The organism is Paenibacillus sp. FSL H3-0302 (genome assembly GCF_037982245.1).
Lineage (GTDB): Bacteria > Bacillota > Bacilli > Paenibacillales > Paenibacillaceae > Paenibacillus_AQ > Paenibacillus_AQ odorifer.
Genome location: NZ_CP150284.1, coordinates 5,887,352 through 5,911,272 on the forward strand (window position 1 = coordinate 5,887,352; position 23,921 = coordinate 5,911,272).

Genomic DNA, 23,921 nt, shown 5'->3' on the forward strand with positions numbered 1-23,921 from the left:
ACACAAAAAAACGACAGTGCTCCTGTAAAAAGGAAAACACTGCCGTTTTTTCTCGTTTACCCTTCGATCAAGCTTACATCATCTAAATAAATTGTACTGCCCGCGCTAATTTCACTATTCGTCTCCGTACTATTCCCATCTATAAGCCCTAGCAAAAACACCAGATGAACACCAGCGTCTGTTGCCCCATTCATGGTAAAAGTGTAGCTGTATTCGTCCATATTCTGGGTCAAGGCTACAAGCTCAGCTTCCATATATTTGGTGTAGTCCCCGCCCTTATGCTCCACAGCTACCTGAATATTGCGGTTTACTGTAGAACGAGCTTTAAACTTCAAGGTGTACGTCTTTCCCTGAACGAGCTTGAGATTTTCGTAATCCACCTGTGCGCTATAAGGGGCTTGCCCGGTACCTGTTAAGTTGATAGCAAATTCCCCCTCTTGAACAGAAGCAGTTCCGATTCCGTCAAAATACTGGCTCCAGCCCGTTGCATCTACATCGAAGGTTCCATTATCCAGGGTACCGCTTGGCGGTGTTACTGGTGGACCCCCTTGTACCTCCCTGACCACAATATCGTCAAAAGAAATCGTATGCGGCGTATTGTTAGCCGCAGGATCAGCGCCCAGCGTTTTGCCGATCAGATAATTAAGCTTCAGCGGGTTGCTGTTCGACACCGTAAATTGTGCTGTATAAGTAGCCCAATCCGCATGAATATCAAACTTAGCTTGCGCGGAAGCAGCTGAAGTATTGGAGTATTCTAACACAATTTGGCGCGGAACCGTTGATTTTGCTTTGAAGCTCACCTCATATGTTTTTCCGCCCTCCAGTGGAATACCCTCTTGGAAAAATTGTGTATGCCACGCTTCCCATCCGGCCGACGTAATCAGGATTTCAGCTACGCCATCCTTCACATTAAACGCGGAGACGCCACCTTCTCCGGACCATGTAGTCCAGCCCGTCTTATCGCTGCCAAACGAACCATTGATGACTAGATTGTTATCATTAGCTAGAATAGTCTGCGCGACAGTTGCAGTAACATAATGTTCAGCCTCAACAGTAATGGTATAACTTCCTTCTGCCGGAAATACTGCTGCTTCAATTGTGATTTTTCCCGGTTCAATAGTGTACTGCTCTGCATTAAGTGTTGTACCGTTAACCTTTACCTCCATGATTTGATTCCGCCAATTTGCATTGTCGATAAAAGTAAGCTCAATCGGCTGCGAAACTCTGTTATTACTGCTGTCGCTCAGCAGCTCCTGCGGTTTGGCCGGTGCATTTTTGATCTCAAATTTCACATTGTCAATGATAATATCATGGTTTTGAGGAATACTAATCCCCTCAACCTTCCCAAGCAGGAATTTAAGAGACAATGTATCCTTGCTGCCTTGCCGGAATTCGAATCTGTAATGATTCGTCTCCGGCGTTACCTCCAGAATATTGCTGAACGAGGCCTGATACGTACCATTTTCTACGTTCACCCCGATTTTGCGGATTACGGTTGAACTGGCATCAAATTCAACCACATAATCCATTCCAGCAGCAGCTTTCAAGTTGTTCTGAAACAACATTACAGAATAAGCCTGACTGCCAGTATTCGTAATGCTAAATTTTGCTGCTCCATCTGCAACCGTAGCGCTGCTCTGACCACCCTGCTCTGTCAACAGGCGATCCCAGGCGCTAAACCCAAAGTTAAATTCACCATTCAGGAGCGGGTAATATATTAGCGATGGATCAAAATAGAAGCTAGTACGTATCATCTGGAAGTTATCCAGAACGACTGTATCCACAGCTCCGTTTAACAGTAATACGAATTGTCCTTCATGATCGGTTGCACCTCTAAGATTGATAAAGGTGGCTTTAATTTTTTGCTCACCTTCGCTTAAGCTAACCGGTTGTTCTGCCTGTACACTGCCGTCTTTTCCTAGTAGTTGGACCGTTCCTGTGCGTGCAGAGGAGACTGAAGCATTGAAGGTAACCTCGTAGTCCTGCCCTTGAATGAGCTGAATTCCCTTCTGAAGTAACCGAACCTCACCATTTTCACTGCCGCCAATCTGTAGCTTTAACTGGCCATTGTCATTAACGCTTGATTCTACCGTTGCACCACCAGCTGCTTCCGTATGCCAATAACTCATCCGATTGGGTTCCCCAATATCGAAAGTACCATTGTACAGATGATTACCGTTGGGCAGCGGTTCCTTCGCACTATCATGCGGGAATTGAATATTCTCAATCTCTTCTAATCTGACATTACCAAACCATACCGGTGAAGTATTGGTACCCACGTTGAACTCGACGCGTGCAGCAATATCTGAGTTCTCCTTCATTTGAAACATCGTTTCGTAATGCGTCATCGCTGAAGTTAGATCTACCTTAAGCGATGGAGAATACGCTGCAAATCCACGAGATTCTCCACCTGTTAACCGAACGCTCATACTGCGGGACATATCGGTTTTGGCATCGAAGCTGAGTTTATAGAACCTGCCTTTAGCTATAGATACGATAGCTTGGGGTTGAATCGAATAAAAATTCCCGCCGCCACTGCTGATATCTACCTTCACATAATTGCGCTCCCCAATAGGAACGGTAGAAACCGTAGCTTCAGCCCCTGCTTCTTTATAAAGTGCCCAATGTGCGGTATTCGGGATTCCCATACCGCCATCCCCCGGCACCTGCTCCGAATAATTGTTGTTATAAACCATGTTGCCGTCTGCCAGTGCAAGCTTGGAGCCTTCTGGATAGGCTGCCTTCTCCAGTGTAACTGGAATAGGCTCGCGGTACTCACGACCTGTCAGCTCGTAGACTCTAACGTAATCAATCTCCATCGATTTTGGAAATACGGTTTCGCTAGTCGGATCACCATCAAAGTTACCGCCTACGGCCAGATTCATCAGCAAATGGAACTTCTGATTAAACGGCGCTGGATACACATTATTGGCAGGCTGCCCATTGCTGATGCTGTACCAGTCATTTTTGGTCGAATATAATTCACCATCCACATACCAGCGAATTTCGCCCGGCTCCCACTCAATAGAGTACGTATGGAACTGCTCAATCGTGGCGTTGTCCGGAAATACATACTCTTTGCCGGAGTATACATTGTTCGGCGCCATACCGCCGTAATGAATCGTCCCCGCTACCGTGTCTGGACGACTGCCCCAGCCTTCCATAATATCAAGCTCACCGGAAGCAGCCCAAGTCCCGTACACATCGTTCTCCGGTAGCATCCAGATCGCCGGCCAGTACCCTTTTCCAGTAGGTGCTTTGGCCCGAATTTCAAATTTCCCATATTTCTTACTAAACAACCCTTTAGTCTTAATCCGTGTAGAAGTATATTGTTTGCCAGCTTTTTCTTCTTTGTGGGCCGTAATGATCAGGTTACCGTCCTGTTCCTTTACATTCTTCTCATCGTTGGTATACCACTGCTTCTCATTGTTTCCCCAACCTGGATTGTTGTATTGCGAACCATCTCCAAGGTCATAGGTCCACTTTGTAGCATCAATCTCTCCATCATCAAACTCATCCCCCCACACCAGTGTCCACGGATCAGTGGTTGGTGTTGGCGTGGCTGTTGGCGTGGCTGTGGGTGTTGGCGTTGGCGTTGGTGTTGGTGTTGGTGTTGGTGTTGGTGTTGGTGTCGGTGTGGCTGTTGGTGTCGGTGTGGCTGTTGGTGTCGGTGTGGCTGTTGGTGTCGGTGTGGCTGTTGGTGTCGGTGTTTCGGTTGGTGTTGGTGTCGGTGTCGGTGTTTCGATTGGCGTAGCAGTTGCCGTAGGTGTCACCGTTGCTTCAGGTGTGGAGTTTGGTGTCGATATTGGACCTACATTCCCCGAACTGCTTGGCGCTGAGCTTGCTATTGGCAATGTTGTTTTGCCAGTGTTTCCTTTTTTAATGCTACACCGCCAATCGTTACTCCATCGGCTTTGTTATCTATTGTGGTTACGCTTCCGCTGCCTTGAATTGTTGTACCTCCAGCGCTCGCAGATAGGATTAGTGCCGCCACTTGTGAATTGTTCTCCAATGTTAATTGGGTCGGACTTCCCAGAGTAAGGCTGCCGACAGTTCCAAGGATTCTTAACAAAGAACCGCTGACTGCTGAGTCTGCCGAACGAACCGCTCCAAATGTTCCGCGAAGCGAAATATTGTGAGGAACGACATCCATCTCAACATCCCCAAACCCTGCCCCGGTAAGATCGCTGCTTTCTTCCAAGATTGCCCCAGATAGCAGCTGCACAGTACCCACAGCTGTTGACCCGCTGGCATAAATCCGAACCTTACCATTAGGCTTGGCTACTTGAAGCAGTCCAAGAGAAGTATGGTGTAAGCCGATACTTTGCTCGCCGCCCCCGCGTACAAAAGTAGTCCCTGTTACCTTTACACCTTCAAGCTTTGCATTCCCGTCAGCTACCCCCTCGGTTAGATAAAGATTACCTTGGATGACCGTGTCTTTAAGAATCACATCAGCCCGATTTATGACTACATTGCCCTTAACTGTTCCTAGTGAAGTCTCTCCTGATTTCAGGAGGAGTCCCGAAACCATTCGATCAGCCAACTGAGCTAACTCTGCACGGGTGATCCCACCATCTGGCTTAAACAAACCTCCAGGATATCCTTTTACAAAACCTGCACTCGATAGAACAGCTATTGCTTTTGCGGTTTCATCGCTGACTCCGTTCAGATCGGTGAATGCTGCTGTACTGCTTTTGTCTGCATTGAAACGAAACACTTTCTCCAAGGCTAACGCCGCCTCAGCGCGCGAAAGTGCTTTTGAAGGATAAATATTGTTCTTCTGATCACTGCTTAAATATCCAGCTGCAATCCCTTTGGCTATATCATTTTTATACCAGTCTGTAGCCTGGACATCAGCGGGAACCTTATCCGATTGCTCCTGATAATTAAATATACGATTCATAATAGCTGCGAATTCTGCCTTCGTGACTTCCTTACCCGGACGAAACGACCCGTCGTCATATCCGCTTATGATCCCATTTGCGCTCCAACGCTGTAATGGACCTGCGGCCCAATGACTTGGAGATACATCGGTAAACGCTTTCAATCCATTGATTGGTTCATTTTCCACTTTCGTTGCCGCTGAATCAGGTGAGTTTTCCTTTAACGCCTCTGCCGCTGAAGCATTCATGCTCCCAATAGATGATAGCAGCCCGGTGACAAGGAGCATAGCAGCAAGCGCTGCTGTGAAATTCCTTTTCATCCTAAACATCACTCCTCGAATTTCGTAATATTCGTAATTCAAGCGAAAAATCGAAATCGGTTTCGACAATGCTATTGTTGCTTAGTTTTCTATTTTTGTAAAGATGTAATTTTGAATTTTTTTACATAGATTATTTTGGAATAAATCTGCATAGTGAAATATATATTTGACTTGTTTCGGCAATAATAATAGACTGAAAATAATTGAATTTTCATTCACCCTATTCATAATAACTCGCAAATAACCGCTCTAGAACAGTCTTTTTCTCAAATTTCAACTATTCAGCGGAGGGTGGCTTTATTAACTATGAATATCAAAATGATTGCCGAAATGGTAAGTTTTCTGTCTCGACTGTTTCGAAAATTATGAACAATTACAGCGATGTTTCCGAAAAAACCAAGCAAAGAGTTTTGGAGATCATCGAACAAACCGGATATTCACCTTCCAACTCCGCCAAGACACTCGCAACTAAGAAGTCGAATCTGATCGGGGTTATTTTTGCTGGCGAGCTTAATGTCGAATTTACCCATCCCTTTTTCGTAGAAGTGCTAAATTCCTTTAAAAAGCAGATGGGCGTTCTGGGCTACGATCTCATTTTCTTTTCCAACGAGAAATTCATCAGCAGCGGCGATTATTTCGCTCGATCTGTTCATTTTAATGTGGATGGATGTGTCATTATTTCCGGGCAAAAGATGGAGCCTACCATCCGCGATCTGGATATGAGCAGTATTCCTTGTATCGGGGTCGACCTTGAGCTAAAGGGCAAAAAATCCGGCTTTGTGATGTCAGATAACTTTCAGGTTTCTTCCAAGGTCGTGGAGCATTTTTATCTACTTGGCTATAGAGAGCTTGGATTTATCGGAAGTGCAGCGGATTCAGACATTTCTAACCTGCGGGAATCCGGATATGTCAAAGCTATTGAAAGTTTTGGCCTCACTTTGAACCGTCAGTGGTTTGTTCATGGCGACGATTTCTTTGAGCCCAGCGGTTATACGGCTATGCAGCAATTAATTCAAGCCGGAAATTTACCAAAAGCCATTTTTGCGGCTTCTGATTTGCTGGCTCTGGGAGCCATCCGGGCTTTGAAAGAACACGGCCTCAGCGTTCCTGAAGATATTGCCATTATCGGTTGTGACGACATTGAAGCCTGTAAATATACCAGTCCAAAACTGTCGACCATCCGCCAGAACAAAGAACGGCTTGGCATCCTCGCTGCTCATATGCTCTATGACTTGATTAACAATCAGTCTGGCGGTGGATCGTTTGTAGTGGAGCCTGTGCTTATTGTACGTGAATCCTGTGGCAGTCAATTAAATACTCAGTAATCAACAAAAAAAAGACAACAGCCAATGTAAGCGGGTTTCCGCAAACGGCGTTGTCTTTTTATTGATTAACCGAAACGTTTCGTTTTAAACATTCATTGGACATTAACTCGCCAAATTCCACCTCTTAATATGGAGTAGGTATCCCTACCTGATGATCCAAATTCAACTCAATCAATTGTCCAGCCTGGGTCAATCCGGCACCAAAACCATACATCAGGATCTTTTGTCCATTTTGTACTTTACCCTCGCGGATGCCCAAATCGAGTGCTAAAGGAATCGTGGCAGCAGAAGTATTGCCGAAATTCACAAGACTGTGCAGCACCTGCTCCAGCGGATAATTTAATCGCTCGCATATTGGCTCAATCATGCGCATATTAGCGCTGTGTGGAATAAACCAGTCTACTTCCTCCAGAGTTACCTCCGCTTTTTCAAGCAGCTGTTGCACACCTAAAGGAACCGTTCTGACCGCCCAGCGAAACACTTCACGTCCGTTCTGTACCAGCATTTGTGTATCTACCAGCTCAATATTGTTTACAGTATGGGCAAGCCCCGTACGGTACACATGATGTGCCCCACCGCCATCACTTGCCAGCTGGAAGCCCAAAAATCCCGTCGACTGCTCATCACTTTCCACAAGCACAGCTCCCGCTCCATCCCCAAAAAGAATACATGTACTGCGGTCAGTATAATCCGTAATCTTGGAGATCGTATCCGCACCAATAACCAGGACCTTGCGATGCATTCCTGAAGCCACATAACTGTGAGCAGTATGCAGTGCATAGACAAAACCCGCGCATGCTGCACTCAAATCCATAGCACCCGCAGTCTGTGGAATGTTAAAACGATTTTGAATCAAAGAAGCTACTGAGGGAAAGGAAAAGTCAGGTGTGCTCGTAGCTACCAGGACCATATCGACATCCTGAACGCTTTTTCCATAACGAGTCATAAGATCCTGCACAGCTGCTGCACATAAATCACTTGTATACTCATCCTGCCGACTAATTCGACGCTCACGGATTCCGGTCCGTTGCACAATCCATTCATTATTTGTATCTACGATCTGTTCCAGATCGGCATTAGTCAGTCTTTTAGCTGGGACATAGGTTCCGATAGCGGTAATTTTTGCACCTGTCATTCCAATCACCTCTTCAATTAGTATCTGATATTAGTACTTGGTACTAATTATAACTCTGTGCCTGCTAAAAAGTAAAGAAGGCTAGGTAAAGCATCCTAGCTTCCCGGCACTTCCGAAACCTTACGAACCCACTTAGAACCGTTTTCTATTACGCTGCTTTCTTTTTCTGATAAACAATATAATCGCAGTTACAATAACCACCACTAAAATGATAAGCACAATCACGATATTCCATACATTAGGCACATAAACCTGCATTTGAATTGGCTCTGTATCCGCTAGTGTAACATTCCAAGTAAGGGTTCTGCCGTCCTCCACATTTGCATTATTGTCTCCATATAAATCCACAGGTAACGTTAATTTAAAGTCAAAAGCCATGTTTTGCAAAAACGCCCGAATAATCGGCTTCGATAAGCTGAGCGATCCCATATTATCCATTATGGTGTCTATGTAACTATTTAATTTAGGCTTCGCCTCAACATCATATTTGGTATAAACCCAATAATCTTTGGTATCTAATTTCAGGTCCACAATATCTAAGTCACCAGAGAGTGCTTTCATTTCCTCAAAAGAGGCATAAGATTTCATGAATTCATAGACTGTAGATTTTCCATCTTGGCTTTTCTCTAGCTCAATCCCCTGATCTTTAAGTTTGTTTACCAGAGCATCTTCCATTTTTCCGCTAATCAACGCTTCTGCCCGCGAATTCACTTTCATATTCACTGCAAAATCTACGCTTCCATTCTTATTCACTGTGACATGCGCTGTTCCTTTAGAACAGCCTGATAATAGTACAAGCATTAAGAGCAGCCCTAGTAACGAAAACCCTCTCCATTTTGACAACAACATTTCCCTCAAACCCTTCACTAACATGTATTTATATAACGGCTACCCATTCTATAAAGGCTACCTCATTTATATCATAGAATCAAACTCTATATGAATGAATAATCAAATTTGAGGACCGTCAAACTTAAACTTTATACGCGCATAAAAAAGAGGCCCTCACAGAAGTAACTATTTCTACTCATGAGGTAACCTCTTTCAAAAAAACATCAGCAAATTTAATGTTACTTGAAGTGCTCGTTGTCGCTTGGGTGCACGATGTTACTTGAAGTGCTCGACGTTACTCTGGATGCTTAATGTTACTCGAAGTGCTCGTTGTCTTCTTGGGTGCACGGTGTTACTTGGGCTTTCAAAGTCGCTTTCGGACTCCAGAGCCGTTATTTCCGCACAAACGTCTCTTTTCATAAGCTATCGGACTCCAGAGTCACTATTGCCGCAAAATCACCCCATTATGAGCCATTTTACGAGGAATAGCGCCTCTCCAGTCCGAAACTATCCGGAAAAGGCTCTAAATTAGCAAATAGCTGCATCTGAGTCCGAAAGCACAACGTCATCCCTCCCGCAACCGCCCTACTGCCCCTAAACTAATCAATTTTTAAAGCCACAGAGTTGCTCTATGTTACTTGAAGTGCTCGTTGTTACTCGGGATGTTCAAAGTTACTTGGAGTGCTCGACGTTACTCGGGATGCTTAATGTTACTTGGAGTGCTCGACGTTACTCGGGATGATCAAAGTTACTTGAAGTGCTCGATGTTACTCGGGATGCTTAATGTTACTCGAAGTGCTCGTTGTCGCTTGGGTGCACGATGTTACTTGGACTTTCAAAGTTGCTTTCGGACCTCAGAGCCGTTATTTCCGCACAAACGCCTCTTTTCATGAGCTATCGGACACCAGAGTCACTATTGGTGAAAAACGACCCCATTATGAGCCATTTCACGAGGAATAGCGCCCCTCCAGTCCGAAACTAACCGGAAAAGGCTCTAAATTAGCAAATAGCGGCAGTTGAGTCCGAAAGCACAACGCCAGACCTCCCGCAACCGCCCTACTGCCCCTAAACTAATCAATTTTTAAGCCACAGAGTTGATCTATGTTACTTGAAGTGCTCGATGTTACTCGGGATGTTCAAAGTTACTTGGAGTGCTCGACGTTACTCGGGATGCTTAATGTTACTTGGAGTGCTCGACGTTACTCGGGATGATCAAAGTTACTTGAAGTGCTCGACGTTACTCGGGATGATCAAAGTTACTTGAAGTGCTCGACGTTACTCGGGATGATCAAAGTTACTTGAAGTGCTCGACGCTACTCGGGATGATCAAAGTTACTTGAAGTGCTCGACGCTACTCGGGATGATCAAAGTTACTTGAAGTGCTCGTTGTCGCTTGGGTGCACGGTGTTACTTGGGCTTTCAAAGTCGCTTTCGGACTCCAGAGCCGTTATTTCCGCACAAACGTCTCTTTTCATAAGCTATCGGACTCCAGTGTCACTATTGCCGCAAAATTACCCCTACATGAGCCATTTCACGAGGAATAGCGCCCCTCCAGTCCGAAACTAACCGGAAAAGGCTCTAAATTAGCAAATAACTGCATCTGAGTCCGAAAGCACAACGTCATCCCTCCCGCAACCGCCCTACTACCGCCTCCCGCAATGGCCTACTATCGCACTACTGCAGCACTACTACCACCCTACTGCCGAAACAAAAACACTACTCCACAAACAACGTCCTACTCTAAAACCACTCCATTGCCCATCAAGCTGGACTTATAGAGTCCCGCTTATGTGGTTAACGAGGCGCTTCTTTTCCCCGCTCCATGTAGTGAAGCATTCTCTTCACTCAAGCCGATATCCGCTTGGCGGAGAACCTTTCGCCCCCTCCAGCGCGCCAAAACAAGCAAACCTCTCACCAATTCGTCGGCTATCATACAACAATAGATACCTATGAGTCCCCAGCCGACGCTGATTCCTAACCAATAGGAGCAGCCCACGCCAATGAGGGACATAGACACGATGGAAGTATACATCGTATAACGCGTATCCCCGATGGCATTCAGCGCGTTGCCGAGGGCCATATTTAGCATTTTGGAGGGCTGAAGCAATAGATTTAGAGCTAACAAAGAAACCCCGATCGCAATAATTTTCGGATCAGATGTGAAATAACCGAGCAGCTGTTTTCCGAACAAGAATAATAACAACATGTTAGCTGACACAATGCTCAAACCAATAAAGAGTGTACGATACGCACTGCGATAAGCTTCTTTTAGTTTGCCTGCTCCAAATAAATGAGCAATCTGTATCTGCCCCGCCAGCGCAAAAGCATAACCAAGCGTGAAGCAAAAGGACTCCAGGGTGTTAAGATACGTGCGTGCTGCTAACGCTTCGGCTCCAAGTGCAGCCAGAAAGGAATACACAATAAGCTGGGAGAATACCCAACAGGAAGAATTGATCCCGAGCGGCCAGGCAATCTTCAGAATTTGCTTAAACAGCTTGCCATTGAATATCCGGAAATCTCTAAGTCTAACCTTGATCTCGAAAGAACGCCGGAATAAGGAGTAGAGAATAATCACTCCGACCAGTCTACTGACAATACTGGAGATCGCGATGCCCGCAAGGCCTAGCTGTGGCAGACCGAATACACCAAATATAAAAATATAGTTCAGAATTATATGGATGACATTGATTATAATCCCTGTGTACATCGGCCCTTTGGTATTCCCTGTGTTCCGGATAGCGGTACCGAGGGAAGCGATCATCCCGACCATAAAAAGTCCACCGCCGACATAGGAGATATAGACATTCGAAAGTGATAATAGTTCCGGTGCTATATTTAGAACCCCACCAATAGGGCCCGCATAGAAAAACAACACAATACTCACGACAATCCCCAACACGAGGCTAACCGATACTCCCATAATAGCAATCGTGCGCGCTTCACCAAAACGTTTGGAGCCCATTCTCTGTGCGATCAGAATCCCCGCTCCACCCGCAAATGTTGTAAAAAGTGTGGTCAATGCACCGAACAATTGATTGGAAATGCCGACTACGGCGACTGCATCATCAGAGATACGGCTGACCATTAATGTATCTACCGTACCCAGCAGAGTCTGTAGAAATACCTCTATAAATATAGGCCAAGCCAATACCCAGAGCCCAAAACCCTGTCTTTCTTTTTTCACTATACAAACCCTCCTCGTAAACCATGCCTACAGACTTAGCCTAAAAAATAACATCTTTATTCATTAGGTCAGACTAAATTATAGATGATATACTTTGGATGATGGTACAGATTTCAAACCAATTATTACATTATTCCAACCTCACAAAAAGGAGCCTCTGACATGAACATCTTGAACTTCACCGTTCCTCCGTTGCTGTACTACATTGTAAGCGGATTCCATACTTTCTCCCCCGGCCATTATCATATGAGCCGCCATAATACCCGGGTGTTCGATTTGCTTGTAGTTAAACAAGGCTGTTTATATATGAGTGAAGGCGGTCTCCCTTTTCAAGTAAAAGCAGGTCAGGCGCTCTTACTTCGTCCAGACAGCCATCATTTCAGTACGGATAGCTGCAAGGAATCCACCTCTTATTATTGGCTGCATTTTCAAACGGTGGGCGACTGGAATATGACCGAGGATACGACTGCTACGCTTGAGAAAGACAACGTCAAAATAGAGAACTCCCTGCAATCTGACGAATTTGATATCCGGCCGTTTAGCTTACGCTTGCCTCAATATACAACTCTGCTGCAGCCGTCCAAGATGGAAGAGCTGCTCTCGCAGCTGAATCAGCTTGTGCCTAATTCCCATTTAAGCGATACTCCATTTCAGCAGCAGCTGTTGTTTCAGGAGGTTATTCAGCAGTTATCCGCCTCCCTCAGCCATGAGCGCCCCTCGCCCTCCAAAATATGTGCAGAGCAAGCGGCCTCCTATTTACGCAGCCATTTTCGTGAGCATATCACTGCGCAGCAGCTCGGGGAAAGTCTAAGCTTTCACCCTGTATATATCGCTCGTTGCATGAAGAAGGAATACGGCTGTGCGCCGATGGAATATCTGCTGCATTATCGGATTCAGCAAAGTAAACTTTTGCTGATGCAGACTAGCTACACGATTGCCCGTATAGCCGAGGAAGTTGGCTTCAATCAGGCGCCTTACTTCAGCTCCAGCTTTATTCGAATAGAAGGAACCACTCCACGGGAATTCCGTCAACGTTTCTCGTAAATCTGAGTACGTTAAAGAACACAAAAAAAGGGATGCTCCCTGCCATTAGGCTTAAGGAACATCCCTTGCTACTTTTATTATTTCAAACCCTTCTCCTGCACATAAGCATCCCATTGCTTGATATATTCGGTCTGGATTTTTTCAAGGCCGGCTTGCTTAGCCTTTTCCATAAAGGTGGCTAAACCCGCATCAACATCCTCTACTAATCCAGCTTGCAATGGATACAGGTATTGCTTTTCCACCTGCTCTAGTGCTGCTTTTTCCGCCTGATAAGAGGTATAATCCTCAGCAAAACCGGTGAAAATATCCGGCTTCTGAATTTTGTCGAGCTCAGCGAAAATTTCCTTCACGCCATCATAGGATTTATCAAATAGCATGAACTCCGGATTCCGCCAGGCCCAGCCATTCATTCCCTCGCGTGTAAAACCGTTCGTTGAAGCATCTCCAATAAGTTCATAGTAGCCGTTCGCATCAATTTTATAGTTCTTTCCTTCCACACCGTATTGTGTCAGCTGATTATAACGTTTATCCATGACCATTTTTTCATAGAAGGCCAGTGCACGTTCAGGGTTCTTGCTGCTCTTCGGAATGGCGAAACCATTATGAATAGGATGAACTGGTGTTGCATAACCAATGGTATTTCCATAAGGATAGTAACCTAGATCCCAATCCGGATGTGCTGCTTTCACCTTCATCAACGTATCGTTGAAGCGAGTCGGATTATCTCCGAAGATGCTTGCTGCCTTGCCCGCGATAATCGGAGCCTGGATGGTATCCTTCAAGTTCAGGACGTTTTTGGAAATCAATCCGTTTTCCTGCCAGCGTCTCATCGTCAGCAGCTCTTCTTTATGTTCCTCCGAACCCCAATACAGATAAGCTTTTGAAGGATCATCGTACTTAATACCAATACCATAAGGCAGCGGACTGCCGACCTGTGCGGTAAGTGTTGAATATACATCATGAATGTTACCTCTTACATCACTGTTAAAAGAAGCAGGCGACATCTGAGGTTCATTTTTCTTGATTCCTTCCATGTATGCTTCATAGCTAGCCAGATCTGTCGGCTGAGGCAGATTGTATTTCTTGCGCAGATCCTCACGCCATACGAAGCCGTTCGTTACATACTCCTTATAAGTCGCTGGAACGGTGTAAATCTTGCCATCAATCTTCACAGCATCCCACATTTCCTGTGGTACGAATTGCTGGAGCTCTGGGGCAGCTTTGGGCAGCAGATCATCTATAGCTAAAAAAGCTCCCTTTTTCGCATAAGCCTGATATTGGGTCCAGTCCGCAGTGAAGATCAGATCGATTGATTGACCCGACGACAGCAGCAGCTTATATTTCTGATCCCAATCTGTCCAGGTTGTATAGTTGAATTTAACGGTTGCATTCAGATCCTCTTCGGCCATTTTGTTAATTTCCGCTTCAATGCTTGAGAGGTCCTTCGGCGCATCGCCTAGCATATAGAATTGCAGCTCGACCTTTTTGGAAGTGTCCAGTCCGGTCTTCTCCTCCGTCCCTGCGTTCGTACTTTGTGCTGTGTTTCCTCCGCTATTACTCTCTTTTACCGCCGCATTGTCTCCGTTTGCAGAATTAGAATTCCCCCCGCAGCCTGCCAGCAGCGTCAAGCCCAGTACTGACGTAAGCAGAATAGACATGCGTTTGCCCCGTTGTTTATTCATCTGAATCCTCCCTTTTCACTATGCTTCTATGTTAGCCGACTGTACCTTAACCCGGTAGTGGGCAGGTTGCGGTTCTAACCTTTTACAGCGCCGATGGTTAGGCCTTTGACAAAATAACGCTGAACGAACGGGTACAGAAAAAGAATAGGTCCCGTCACGACAATTGCCATCGCCATTTTGGTAGACTCAGCAGGGACCTCCGTAGCCAGTGACACCCCGGTTCCCGCCCCCATCTGTGCGATAAACTGTGCTGAATTAATAACATTGTACAGATAGAATTGCAGCTGATATTTATGCGTATCATTGATGAACAGTGAAGAGGTGAACCAGTCATTCCAGTAATACAAAGCCAGAAACAAACCGACTGTAGCGATGCCCGGCATGGAAAGCTTGAGTACAATCTGCCAGTAAATCCGGAAATCACCGGCCCCGTCTATTTTGCCAGAATCGAACAATTCCTCAGGAACTGCTGATTTGATGAAGTTTTTCATTAAAATGATCAAAAATGGCGTCATCAGACCTGGAAGCACCAGTACCGCATAGGAATCCAGCAGACCGAGGTATTTCGTAATCATGATGTACCACGGGACAAGTCCTCCCCCAAACAAAGTCGTAAAGTATATATAGAAGGAAAAGCTATTTCGATATTTAAAATCTTTACGCGCCAGTACATAACCCGCCATAGTCATGAAAAAAAGTCCCATTACCGTTCCAATCGCAGTTGTGCTGACTGTGACCGCATATGCCCGCAGCACCTCATCCGGGAAGATGAATACCGTCTTGTAGCCCTCCAGTGAGAACTGTGCCGGAATCAGATGATAGCCATCGCGAATAATGGACTCATTGCTGGTCAAAGACGCAGAGATAATTAGCAAAAAGGGCAGCAGGCAAGCGATCGATAAGCCAATAATGACCACATAGGCAATCCAATGAAGCATTCGCGTATATTTATCCTTTTGAATTTTCATTTCTTATCCTCCTAGAACAGGGCGTAGTCATCGTTTATTTTGCGGATAATGTAGTTGACCGTCATAATGAGGACGAAGCCGAACAAGGATTGATAGACCCCGGCAGCCGTTGCCATGCCCACATCAAAGGTTACTTTAAGCGAACGGTATACATAGGTATCAAGGATATCCGTCGTATTGTAGAGCAGCCCGTTATTGCCTATTAATTGATAGAAAAGATCGAATTGGCCCTTCATAATACTCCCGAGCGCAAAGAGCAGCAGCACCACAAAGGTTGATTTCAGCATCGGCACCGTTATATACCAAATCCGTTGGAAAATATTAGCGCCATCAATTTTGGCCGCTTCATAATATTCGTCACTAATCCCCGTAATCGCCGCCAGATAAATCACCATACTGTAGCCAAGATTTTTCCATAGATAAAAGATAATGATCAGAAAGATCCATGCCCAAGGTTTACTGTAAACGTCGACCGGATCAAGGCCAAATTGGGTAAGCATTGTATTTAAGAAACCGCTATCATAATTAAACAAGTTGTAGACAATTACGCTGAGAATTACAAAGGATACAAAGTAAGGCAGAAACATTACCGATTGGCTAATCTTTTTAAACCATTTTCCATTGAGCTCACTCAGCAGGATCGCACAGACAATTGCCAGCACATTCCCTAGTACAATAAAAGCAATATTGTATCCTATCGTGTTCATCGTGAGCTTCACCAGCGTACCGGATCTCCAGAGGAACTCGAAATTCTGTAATCCCACAAACTTGGAGTTGAACATGCTGCTGTTGAAGTCGAATTGAGTGAACGCATAATAGATGCCTACCATTGGAAAATAGGAATTCACCAGAAAAAAGATCAAGGTGGGCAGCAGCATCAGAAACATTACCCGATTGTGCACCAGCTCATACAACAATCCTTTCTTCTTTCTTGTCGTTCGTAAGCGTGCTCTACCATCAGCCTGGATGCCAAGTTCGACGTTTGAAATTCCTTTGGATGAGGTTTGGCTCAAGATCTCTCACTCCCCTTAATATAGAAACTGCATAATTCCACTATAGGGGGATTCTTCTGAACACAGAAGTGAAGCTTACAAGCCTTACTGCACAAACTGGCGAAACAGGAACTGAACAATCAGGATGTTTATGTAAAAGTCTTCGGAGACCCACTGAGCTTCTCAAGCTTCGCTAACTCCTTATAATCCTTGTAGAAAAGACTGTTTTGTACACGAATATTTAATTTGTTCACTCCCTTCAGATTGGAAAAATGCAGGATTCTAAGGTTGCTCCACTGTTCTGTTCACTCTTGGGGACTTATAATAAAGGAACTTCATAATATGAATTCATCCAGAGTCTTGTCCGAGTAAGTCATATGATGATCAGGGGGGACGGTATGAAGAATAATGATCTACGGAGAAAAAGACTACTGTATGGCAAGCTGCTCACCACCATAACTCTGTGCATATCGTTAACCCTTCTTATCTCTACTTTTGTTTACTATACGTACTACATCGGCGTCGAGAAGACGCAAACCTTTCGCTCCGATCTAAGGGATCTGACCCAGACTGGCAAAAAAGTGGTCAACATGGCTGAAGTCGCGCAAACGCTTTCATTTCAACTGTATCGAACCAGCACGATTTCTCATCTGTTGTTCTACAACAAGCCCTCTATTTATGAGGTAACCGCGGCGATGTCCGATCTCGGAAACTACTTAAATTCCATGCCTTATATTGAATCCATCTATGTATATAATCCGAATAATGACACGGTTTATATTTCGGCAGCACAGGGCCAGAATGGCGTATTCACCACCCGCGAACTGGTGGACACTGAAATTATTCAGATGCTGAATCATTATCAGGATTACAAAACATTTACGCCGATTCCGCGAACCTATTCCATAGATGAACCTGAGAAAAAAACCATCTCAGTCTATACTTACCTTTGCTATGATGCGATCAATTGGGACCGCTCTATTAACTCTGCGGTTATTGTTAACATATCCGCGGCTTGGATCAATAAAGAACTGGCTAACGGCAATACACCCGGTAGTGGCAGTACCTACATTTTGGATGACCAAGGCCGTTTTCTGTCGGGGAATAAGCTGACATTGGAGAAGCTCTCCGGGGATGAAAACAGTTGGCTGGAGCATCAAGTAAAAGCACGTTCTGCCGGCTATTTTACTGCCCCTTTTAGAGGGAATAAATCACTGGTGTCCTATACTTCGCCCGATTCGCTTGGCTGGCAATATGTGCGCATTACTCCTTATGAGGTAATTACTGAACAGACCAATCATATCCGCAATACTACGCTTCTGATTTCTTTAATTATTTTATTGTTCGGTCTTGTTATTTCTAGGGTACTGTCCAAACGGCTTTATCTGCCGATTGATTCGATCGTAAGCCGAATGAACACCCTTGAGGCAGATAAACGCAACAGTATGTTTACGATCAGGCAGAACTCATTACGCAATCTGGTGCTTGGCATTAAATCTCCTCATAACAGCCGGCAAAATGATGTTCAACAGCTGGGTATTTCTTTTAATTTAAACGAGGGCTACCGGCTAGTATTACTACGCATTGATGAGTACGAAGCTCTGCGAAAGGAACGAGGCTCTTATCTCCTTCCGTACAAGTTTGCCATCATGAATATTGCCTCAGAGATCTGTGGACAGACTTATCAGGTGGAAACTGTAGATATGAATGACGATAGTGTGGTCATGTTGCTTAGCAGCATGACCTCCACTGAGCATCTGGATACCGAGCTGATTGAAGTGCTGCTGCGGCAGATCCGTGTGGCCTGTTGTGATTATTTAAAAATCGGACTGTCGTTAGTGTACAGCCCTATCAGTGATAATCCAGATGTACTAAACCGGCTGTACAGTCAGGCCAGAGAAGCTTCCAAACATAGACTGTTTTATGGTCATGGCAGCCTGATCAATGCTGAGCGAATTAGCGAGCTTCAGAACAATCTTTACTCCTACCCGGCTGACAGCGAAAAAAAGCTGGTCGATGCGCTCACAAGTGGCAGAACAGACGAAGCCCGCAGTCACTTCTCCGAAATGGTACGTGAAATGGAGCAATATCCCTATCATGTGCTGGAACTTACTGTTTCAAGGGTGACGCTAACGATTAAACGAATTGTCGATAACATCAAGAAGCTTAGTCCTACCCCCACCGAAGGGATGATGGTGATGCCTTCGCTTGAACATTATGAAACAATAGAAGAATTTGAGGCAGCTTTTTACCAGCTTTTTGATCATATTCAGGAATTCCAAGCGGATAAGCGCAGCTCCAAGCAAAGCGATCTAATCCGGCAAATTAACCAAACCATTCAGCAATCTTACATGGACCCTTGCTTAAGTCTGAACCAAATTGCCGATGAACTTAATATGTCTCCAATCTATGTCAGCAGACTTTATAAGCAGCAGACCCTAACCACTATTGTGGATGTCATCATGGAGGTACGGATGAAGGAAGTATGCCGCCTGCTTGTAGAGAGTGATTTATCGGTATCGGATATTGCTGAAGTAACTGGCTTCACCAGCAGTTCTTATCTCCACCGGATGTTCAAACGCAACTTCAGCCTTACACCAATAGAATTCAGACGGACCAAAAACAGTTCATAACATGAATCACCTATCCCCCAAAAAGAAAGGTGCTCCAGCAGCCATTACATTGGCCTTTGGAACACCTTTCGATATCAAAGGAAATATTAAAATACCTTCGCAATATTTGCTTCATTCTCACCTGCAAGAATGGTGTATTCTTTGGTCAACAGATTAGCTTCAAGCTTCGCCACACTGTTTTCATTTTTCCAAGTGATGTTCAGCTCATTCTCACTACCTTGTTCAATCTTGATCTCACCATTAAAAGCTGGACAGCTATTTCTGAATTTCAACAATGCGAACAGCTTTTGAACAACAGGACGTTGTACCTCAGCAGCAATTTCATCTTTAGCATAATAATGGCGGTTAATATTGCGTCCTTCTTTTGTGCTTTCGAGCAGCTCAATATCATTCTCGCCAGCGAATAGACCTACATAATAAATCTGTGGAATACCAGGGGCGAAGCACTGAATAGCTCTGGCCAAAAGATATGCCTGATCATCATTGCCAAGTGCAGAATAATAAGTGCAGTTAATTTGATAAATATCCAGATTATTATAAGCGGCGGAGCTATATTTTTTCTTAACATTTGCTCCTTGACTATATAGGCTTTCTCTGGTCATCTCAGCTTCTTCGTCGGTCATCAGATCCTTAACATCCACTACGCCAATGCCGTCATGTGTATCCAGGGTAGTGAATTGTTTTCTCGGACAGATTTCCAGCCAATGCGCAAGCCGATTTACTTTTCCACTGTATAGAGCATGTAATACCAACATTGGCAGGGCGAAATCATAGACATAATAATCCTTGTCTGCAATCTTCAATTGAATGCTGTAATGCTCATGGATTTCCGGAAGAACAGTTACGCCATAAGGCTCCACTACTTCTTTAGACAAATTCAACATTTCCCAAATATCCGGTTCTACGAAAAAGCAGTTGGTACCCATCTTTTTGTTGGCATAGGCAAAAGCGTCCAGCCGGATAATCGATGCTCCTTTATCAGCAAGGAAGGTCAGATTGTCTTTTACAAATTTCTTCGTAGTTTCCGTAGTCACGTCCAGATCGATCTGCTGCTCATCAAACGTACACCAAACCTTTTCCTTCGTCCCATCTTTAAAGGTAACCTCTACGTATGGCGCCCGCGGTTTACGTTTATAAATTAAATCCACATCAACCTCAGTTGGTTCACCGTTAGGCCAGAAATCCTTGTAACGAATAAATAAATCCTTGTACTGCGATGCATCCTTCTTCTCAAGGAAATCTTGAAAGTATGGAGACTGCTGTGAAATGTGATTGATCATGAAATCATACATCATGTAGAACTTCTCGCTCATCTCTTCGATTTCCGCCCAGTCGCCAAAAGCCGAATCAACCTTCGTATAATCCATCGGAGCAAATCCCCGGTCGCCCGAAGAGGGGTAAAACGGCAATAAATGAACCCCACCCACGACTCCTTGCAAGTGTGTATCCAGTACTTCGTTTAGTTCTTTTAAATTGTTTCCCATGCTATCTGCGTAAGTGATAAGCATAGCTTCATTTTTAATCTGCATATTGGCGTTCTCCTTCTATTTCAATTTATACACTCTTGCTTTATAAGGTCTGAGAAATCATCAAACTAATGCAACTTATGAAAGCGTTCTCCTAACGATCTTGTTCCTCCCTAGATGAAGGTTTATTCAAAACCAATTTTATAGATGCGCAAATAATATGTCAAACGTTTTCATATAATTAAATCAATAAAATATGGGTATAATGATTGATTTTTAATATTATATCCATATATTTGTGGTAACGTATAACATACCTATTATAACTATCAAAAACTATCTATGCTTTTACAATTGTTAGTCTCGATTAGTGTCAACAATCCAAGAAAGTTGTAGAATATAGATTAGAGCATTTTATGAAACGGGGATGAGGGTATGGCAAGTATTAAAGATGTTGCCAAGGAGGCGGGCGTTGCTGTAGCTACCGTGTCCAGAGTAATGAACAACCGGGGATATATCAGCAAAGAGACGCGAAAAAAAGTTGAAAAAGCGATGGACGCCTTAGATTATCATCCTAATCAAATCGCCAGAGCCTTACAGAAGAATCAATCCTTTTTTATTGGGATTATTGTTCCAGATTCAAACCACCCTTTCTTTTCCGATCTCATCAAGTATGTTGAAATGAGTGCTAATGAAAAAAACTATAAATTGCTAATATGTAATTCTCTTGACGATCCTGAGAAGGAAGCCAACTATATTAGCATGCTTCGCCAGAATCAAGTAGATGGCATTATCATGTGCAGCCACACTATGAATATTGAAAGCTATAAAAAGGTCCCTTTCCCTATTGTCTCTTTTGACCGTTTTATTTCTTCCAATATCCCTTGTGTGGGATCGGATAATTACCGCGGTGGTGAGCTAGCTACCGAACATTTGATACAGCTGGGCTGTAAACGGCTGCTACATATCTCCGGCCCGCTAGATCTGGATATTCTAGCGAATCGCCGTCGGGATGCTTTTGTCATCACAAGTATGAAACATGGTGTAACTTACGATATTATCGAAGGCGCGCACAACAAGCTTACCTTTGATTATTTTTGGTCCTTTGTCACCGAAAATATCTCTCCGGCCCAACTTCGAGAATATGATGGAGTATTCTGCAGTAATGATATTGTGGCTTATGCTTTATACATTTATGCTGAACAGCAAGGCATTCGAGTGCCCGAGCAACTGAAAATCATCGGTTATGATTACCACAGCTTTACCCGCATGCTTCAGAGTCCTAAATTGACTACCATTATGCAACCTAGTGATCGGATCGGGGTCATGCTGACCAATACTCTCCTGCAAATGATCGAAAGTGCTGACGGAGAGCTAATCAACAACACTACTGTAGACGTAACTCTTATTAAGGGAGAGACTACTTAACGTATCTATTAAAAAGGTAGACTACCGTAATTAGCGGTGGCCTGCCTTTTTTGTATTACTTCATTAATAACGACTTTCAGGAATAACGGCTTTTAGGGCAATTTTTGTAACCACTTCCGCTTCTCAGAATATGCTGATTGGGCAGGTTCCCATTTTTTAAAGGAATGAACAGGAGAAGTTCAAGGAGGAGATATAGAAATATGCCTGATTACAGACCATTTAAAGGCGATGCTATCCTAAACAAGCATGGAAGGATCAGCAGTCCTATTAGAAAGAGGGAGTGTAACGCACTATTAAAAATAGTCACTGATCTCTCTGCAGTGGTGCCCCCCGTACTTACGAATCCCACAACACTTCATATTGCCAATCTCCAAAGAGTGTTAAGAGAACTATTGGAATTCTTGCATACCTCTAAGTTATGCAGCCCTTTTAGAACTGAGCTACTTTCTGTAGTAGAGATAACCATTGTATCGACCGAAGTCAGTCCCTTCTCTGTCGTAAGCGTGGGCACTAATCTTCAACTGTTGTTAGCTGAGTTATTATCTTTTATTCTCGCCACGAAGATTGACTCTAATTGTAAAGATCAGCTGATTATTCAGATCAGACATATTCAAGCTTCTATTACACAAGCAATTGGATTACCTATTAAAGGTGTGACTGGACCTCAAGGGCCACAGGGACCCCAGGGTCCGCAAGGAGCGCAAGGGGTTCCAGGCGCAAAGGGAACCACAGGGGTAGGGCTGCAAGGAATTGTTGCTTTTAATCCTGCACTAAGCCCTACTTATCCAGCAGGTCAAGTAGTAACCTTTAATGGCAGTACCTATATTGCTATTGTTGCTGGACCAACGGGAACACCTGGAAGTTCACCAGACTATTTATTAATTGCTGGTGGCTCCACAGGCCCCCAAGGACCGCAAGGACCACAAGGCCCTCAAGGCCCTCAAGGAACGCCTGGACTTCAAGGACCTCAGGGTCCGCAAGGGGTAGGGCTGCAAGGAATTGTAATCTTTAATCCTGCACAAAGTCCTACTTATCCAGCAGGTCAAGTAGTAACCTTCAATGGCAGCACCTATATTGCTACTGTTTCTGGACCTACTGGAATACCTGGCAGTTCACCAGATTACTTGTTAATCGCTGGTGGTGCGATGGGACCTCAAGGACCACAGGGTGTGCAAGGGATTCAAGGACCAACAGGTGCGCAAGGACCAGCGGGTCCAGGCGTAGGAGCAACTGGAGCGACGGGCTCGACTGGTGCTGCCGGCTTGGCGGGCCCTGCTGGTACAACGGGCGCGACGGGCGACCCGGGCGCGGTCGGCGTTGCCGGAGCTACGGGGGCAACGGGCGTGACGGGTGATCCGGGGGCGGTCGGCGTTGCCGGAGCTACGGGTGCCACCGGTGATCCCGGCGCGGTCGGAGCTACTGGCATTACCGGAGTCACTGGTGCAACCGGTAACGGTGCAATTATTCCGCTGGCATCCGGAGGACCTATTATTATGACCACGGTTTTAGGTGGTTTGGTTGGAACAACAAGCCTTGTAGGCTTCGGAAGTTCAGCCACAGGTATTTCGCTTGTTGGCGGTAATATTGATTTGACAGGTACTCTCCTTGGACCGCTTATCAATTTTGCATTCTCAACTCCTCGAGCTGGAGTAATAACTTCCATTGCCGCTTACTTCAGTAATACCATAGCTTTATCGCTGCTTGGTACTACGATAAATGTAACAGCGCAATTGTACCAATCTGCCACACCAAATAACACATTTACTCCTATTCCAGGCGCAACAGTCCCACTTCCACCTATCACCGGTACTATTAATCTTGGAACTTTTGTCAGCGGAATTACGAATGGTATCAATTTTACTGTAACACCACAGACACGTTTGCTTATGGTATTCTCAGCCACCGCTACAGGTCTTACCCTTGTAAATACAGTCACTGGTTATGCAAGTGCTGGCTTTACGATTGTATAATCACTAAAAAAAGCATCTGCGATTCCTTTTGAAGGAGGTGGCAGATGCTTTTTTTGTAAT

13 protein-coding genes and 1 pseudogene are annotated in these 23,921 nt (G+C 44.7%); 5 read left to right on the forward strand and 9 right to left on the reverse strand.

From position 1 onward, the window contains the following. Positions 1-56: 56 nt before the first annotated feature. The gene (locus tag MHH50_RS26185) at positions 57-3,854 is read right to left on the reverse strand and encodes a carbohydrate binding domain-containing protein (protein WP_340033645.1); all 3,798 of its coding nucleotides are present in this window, start codon (positions 3,852-3,854) and stop codon (positions 57-59) included. Further along, positions 3,845-5,203 (reverse strand): S-layer homology domain-containing protein, encoded by a 1,359-nt coding sequence (locus MHH50_RS26190; RefSeq protein WP_340033646.1) that lies wholly within the window; start codon positions 5,201-5,203, stop codon positions 3,845-3,847. The genes MHH50_RS26185 and MHH50_RS26190 overlap by 10 nt, the downstream gene beginning before the upstream one ends. A 306-nt stretch (positions 5,204-5,509) precedes the next feature. Between MHH50_RS26190 and MHH50_RS26195 the strand changes: the two are divergent. Continuing rightward, positions 5,510-6,528: pseudogene (locus MHH50_RS26195) on the forward strand (LacI family DNA-binding transcriptional regulator). 124 nt (positions 6,529-6,652) lie between these two features. Here MHH50_RS26195 and MHH50_RS26200 read toward each other — a convergent pair. The 3 genes from MHH50_RS26200 to MHH50_RS26210 all read right to left on the reverse strand — a co-directional run bounded on the left by MHH50_RS26200 (position 6,653) and on the right by MHH50_RS26210 (position 11,681). Next, entirely contained in the window at positions 6,653-7,663 is a 1,011-nt protein-coding gene (locus tag MHH50_RS26200; RefSeq protein WP_076128027.1) for a ketoacyl-ACP synthase III, read from the reverse strand. A gap of 132 nt (positions 7,664-7,795) precedes the next feature. Beyond that, positions 7,796-8,464 carry a DUF3153 domain-containing protein gene (locus MHH50_RS26205; protein WP_076281952.1) on the reverse strand — a complete coding sequence of 223 codons (669 nt, stop codon included), beginning with the start codon at positions 8,462-8,464 and terminating at the stop codon, positions 7,796-7,798. Positions 8,465-10,280: 1,816 nt separating this feature from the next. Next, on the reverse strand, positions 10,281-11,681 hold the full coding sequence (locus tag MHH50_RS26210; protein ID WP_340034643.1) for an MATE family efflux transporter: 1,401 nt from the start codon (positions 11,679-11,681) through the stop codon (positions 10,281-10,283). Between the two features lie 159 nt (positions 11,682-11,840). Here MHH50_RS26210 and MHH50_RS26215 point away from each other — a divergent pair, with 159 nt between their 5' ends. Next, on the forward strand, positions 11,841-12,722 hold the full coding sequence (locus MHH50_RS26215) for an AraC family transcriptional regulator (protein WP_076128032.1): 882 nt from the start codon (positions 11,841-11,843) through the stop codon (positions 12,720-12,722). A 77-nt stretch (positions 12,723-12,799) separates the two neighbouring features. Here the strand turns inward: MHH50_RS26215 and MHH50_RS26220 are convergent, their stop codons facing one another. The 3 genes from MHH50_RS26220 to MHH50_RS26230 all read right to left on the reverse strand — a co-directional run bounded on the left by MHH50_RS26220 (position 12,800) and on the right by MHH50_RS26230 (position 16,259). Beyond that, positions 12,800-14,410, reverse strand: a complete 1,611-nt coding sequence (locus tag MHH50_RS26220; RefSeq protein ID WP_139329889.1) for an extracellular solute-binding protein — start codon at positions 14,408-14,410, stop codon at positions 12,800-12,802. Between the two features lie 68 nt (positions 14,411-14,478). Then, positions 14,479-15,372 carry a carbohydrate ABC transporter permease gene (locus MHH50_RS26225; RefSeq protein ID WP_036685379.1) on the reverse strand — a complete coding sequence of 298 codons (894 nt, stop codon included), beginning with the start codon at positions 15,370-15,372 and terminating at the stop codon, positions 14,479-14,481. An 11-nt stretch (positions 15,373-15,383) separates the two neighbouring features. Then, complete coding sequence (locus MHH50_RS26230; RefSeq protein WP_094903677.1) at positions 15,384-16,259, reverse strand: ABC transporter permease subunit; 876 nt, start codon at positions 16,257-16,259, stop codon at positions 15,384-15,386. A 503-nt stretch (positions 16,260-16,762) separates the two neighbouring features. Between MHH50_RS26230 and MHH50_RS26235 the strand changes: the two genes are divergently transcribed. Beyond that, positions 16,763-18,997 carry an AraC family transcriptional regulator gene (locus MHH50_RS26235; RefSeq protein ID WP_076128035.1) on the forward strand — a complete coding sequence of 745 codons (2,235 nt, stop codon included), beginning with the start codon at positions 16,763-16,765 and terminating at the stop codon, positions 18,995-18,997. A gap of 86 nt (positions 18,998-19,083) precedes the next feature. Here the strand turns inward: MHH50_RS26235 and gtfA are convergent, their stop codons facing one another. Beyond that, the gene (gtfA, locus tag MHH50_RS26240) at positions 19,084-20,526 is read right to left on the reverse strand and encodes a sucrose phosphorylase (RefSeq protein ID WP_340033647.1); all 1,443 of its coding nucleotides are present in this window, start codon (positions 20,524-20,526) and stop codon (positions 19,084-19,086) included. A gap of 372 nt (positions 20,527-20,898) precedes the next feature. Here gtfA and MHH50_RS26245 point away from each other — a divergent pair, with 372 nt between their 5' ends. Both MHH50_RS26245 and MHH50_RS26250 read left to right on the forward strand, forming a co-directional pair. Next, entirely contained in the window at positions 20,899-21,891 is a 993-nt protein-coding gene (locus MHH50_RS26245; protein ID WP_076128039.1) for a LacI family DNA-binding transcriptional regulator, read from the forward strand. 200 nt (positions 21,892-22,091) lie between these two features. Next, positions 22,092-23,861, forward strand: a complete 1,770-nt coding sequence (locus MHH50_RS26250) for an exosporium glycoprotein BclB-related protein (protein ID WP_340033648.1) — start codon at positions 22,092-22,094, stop codon at positions 23,859-23,861. Positions 23,862-23,921: the final 60 nt, after the last annotated feature.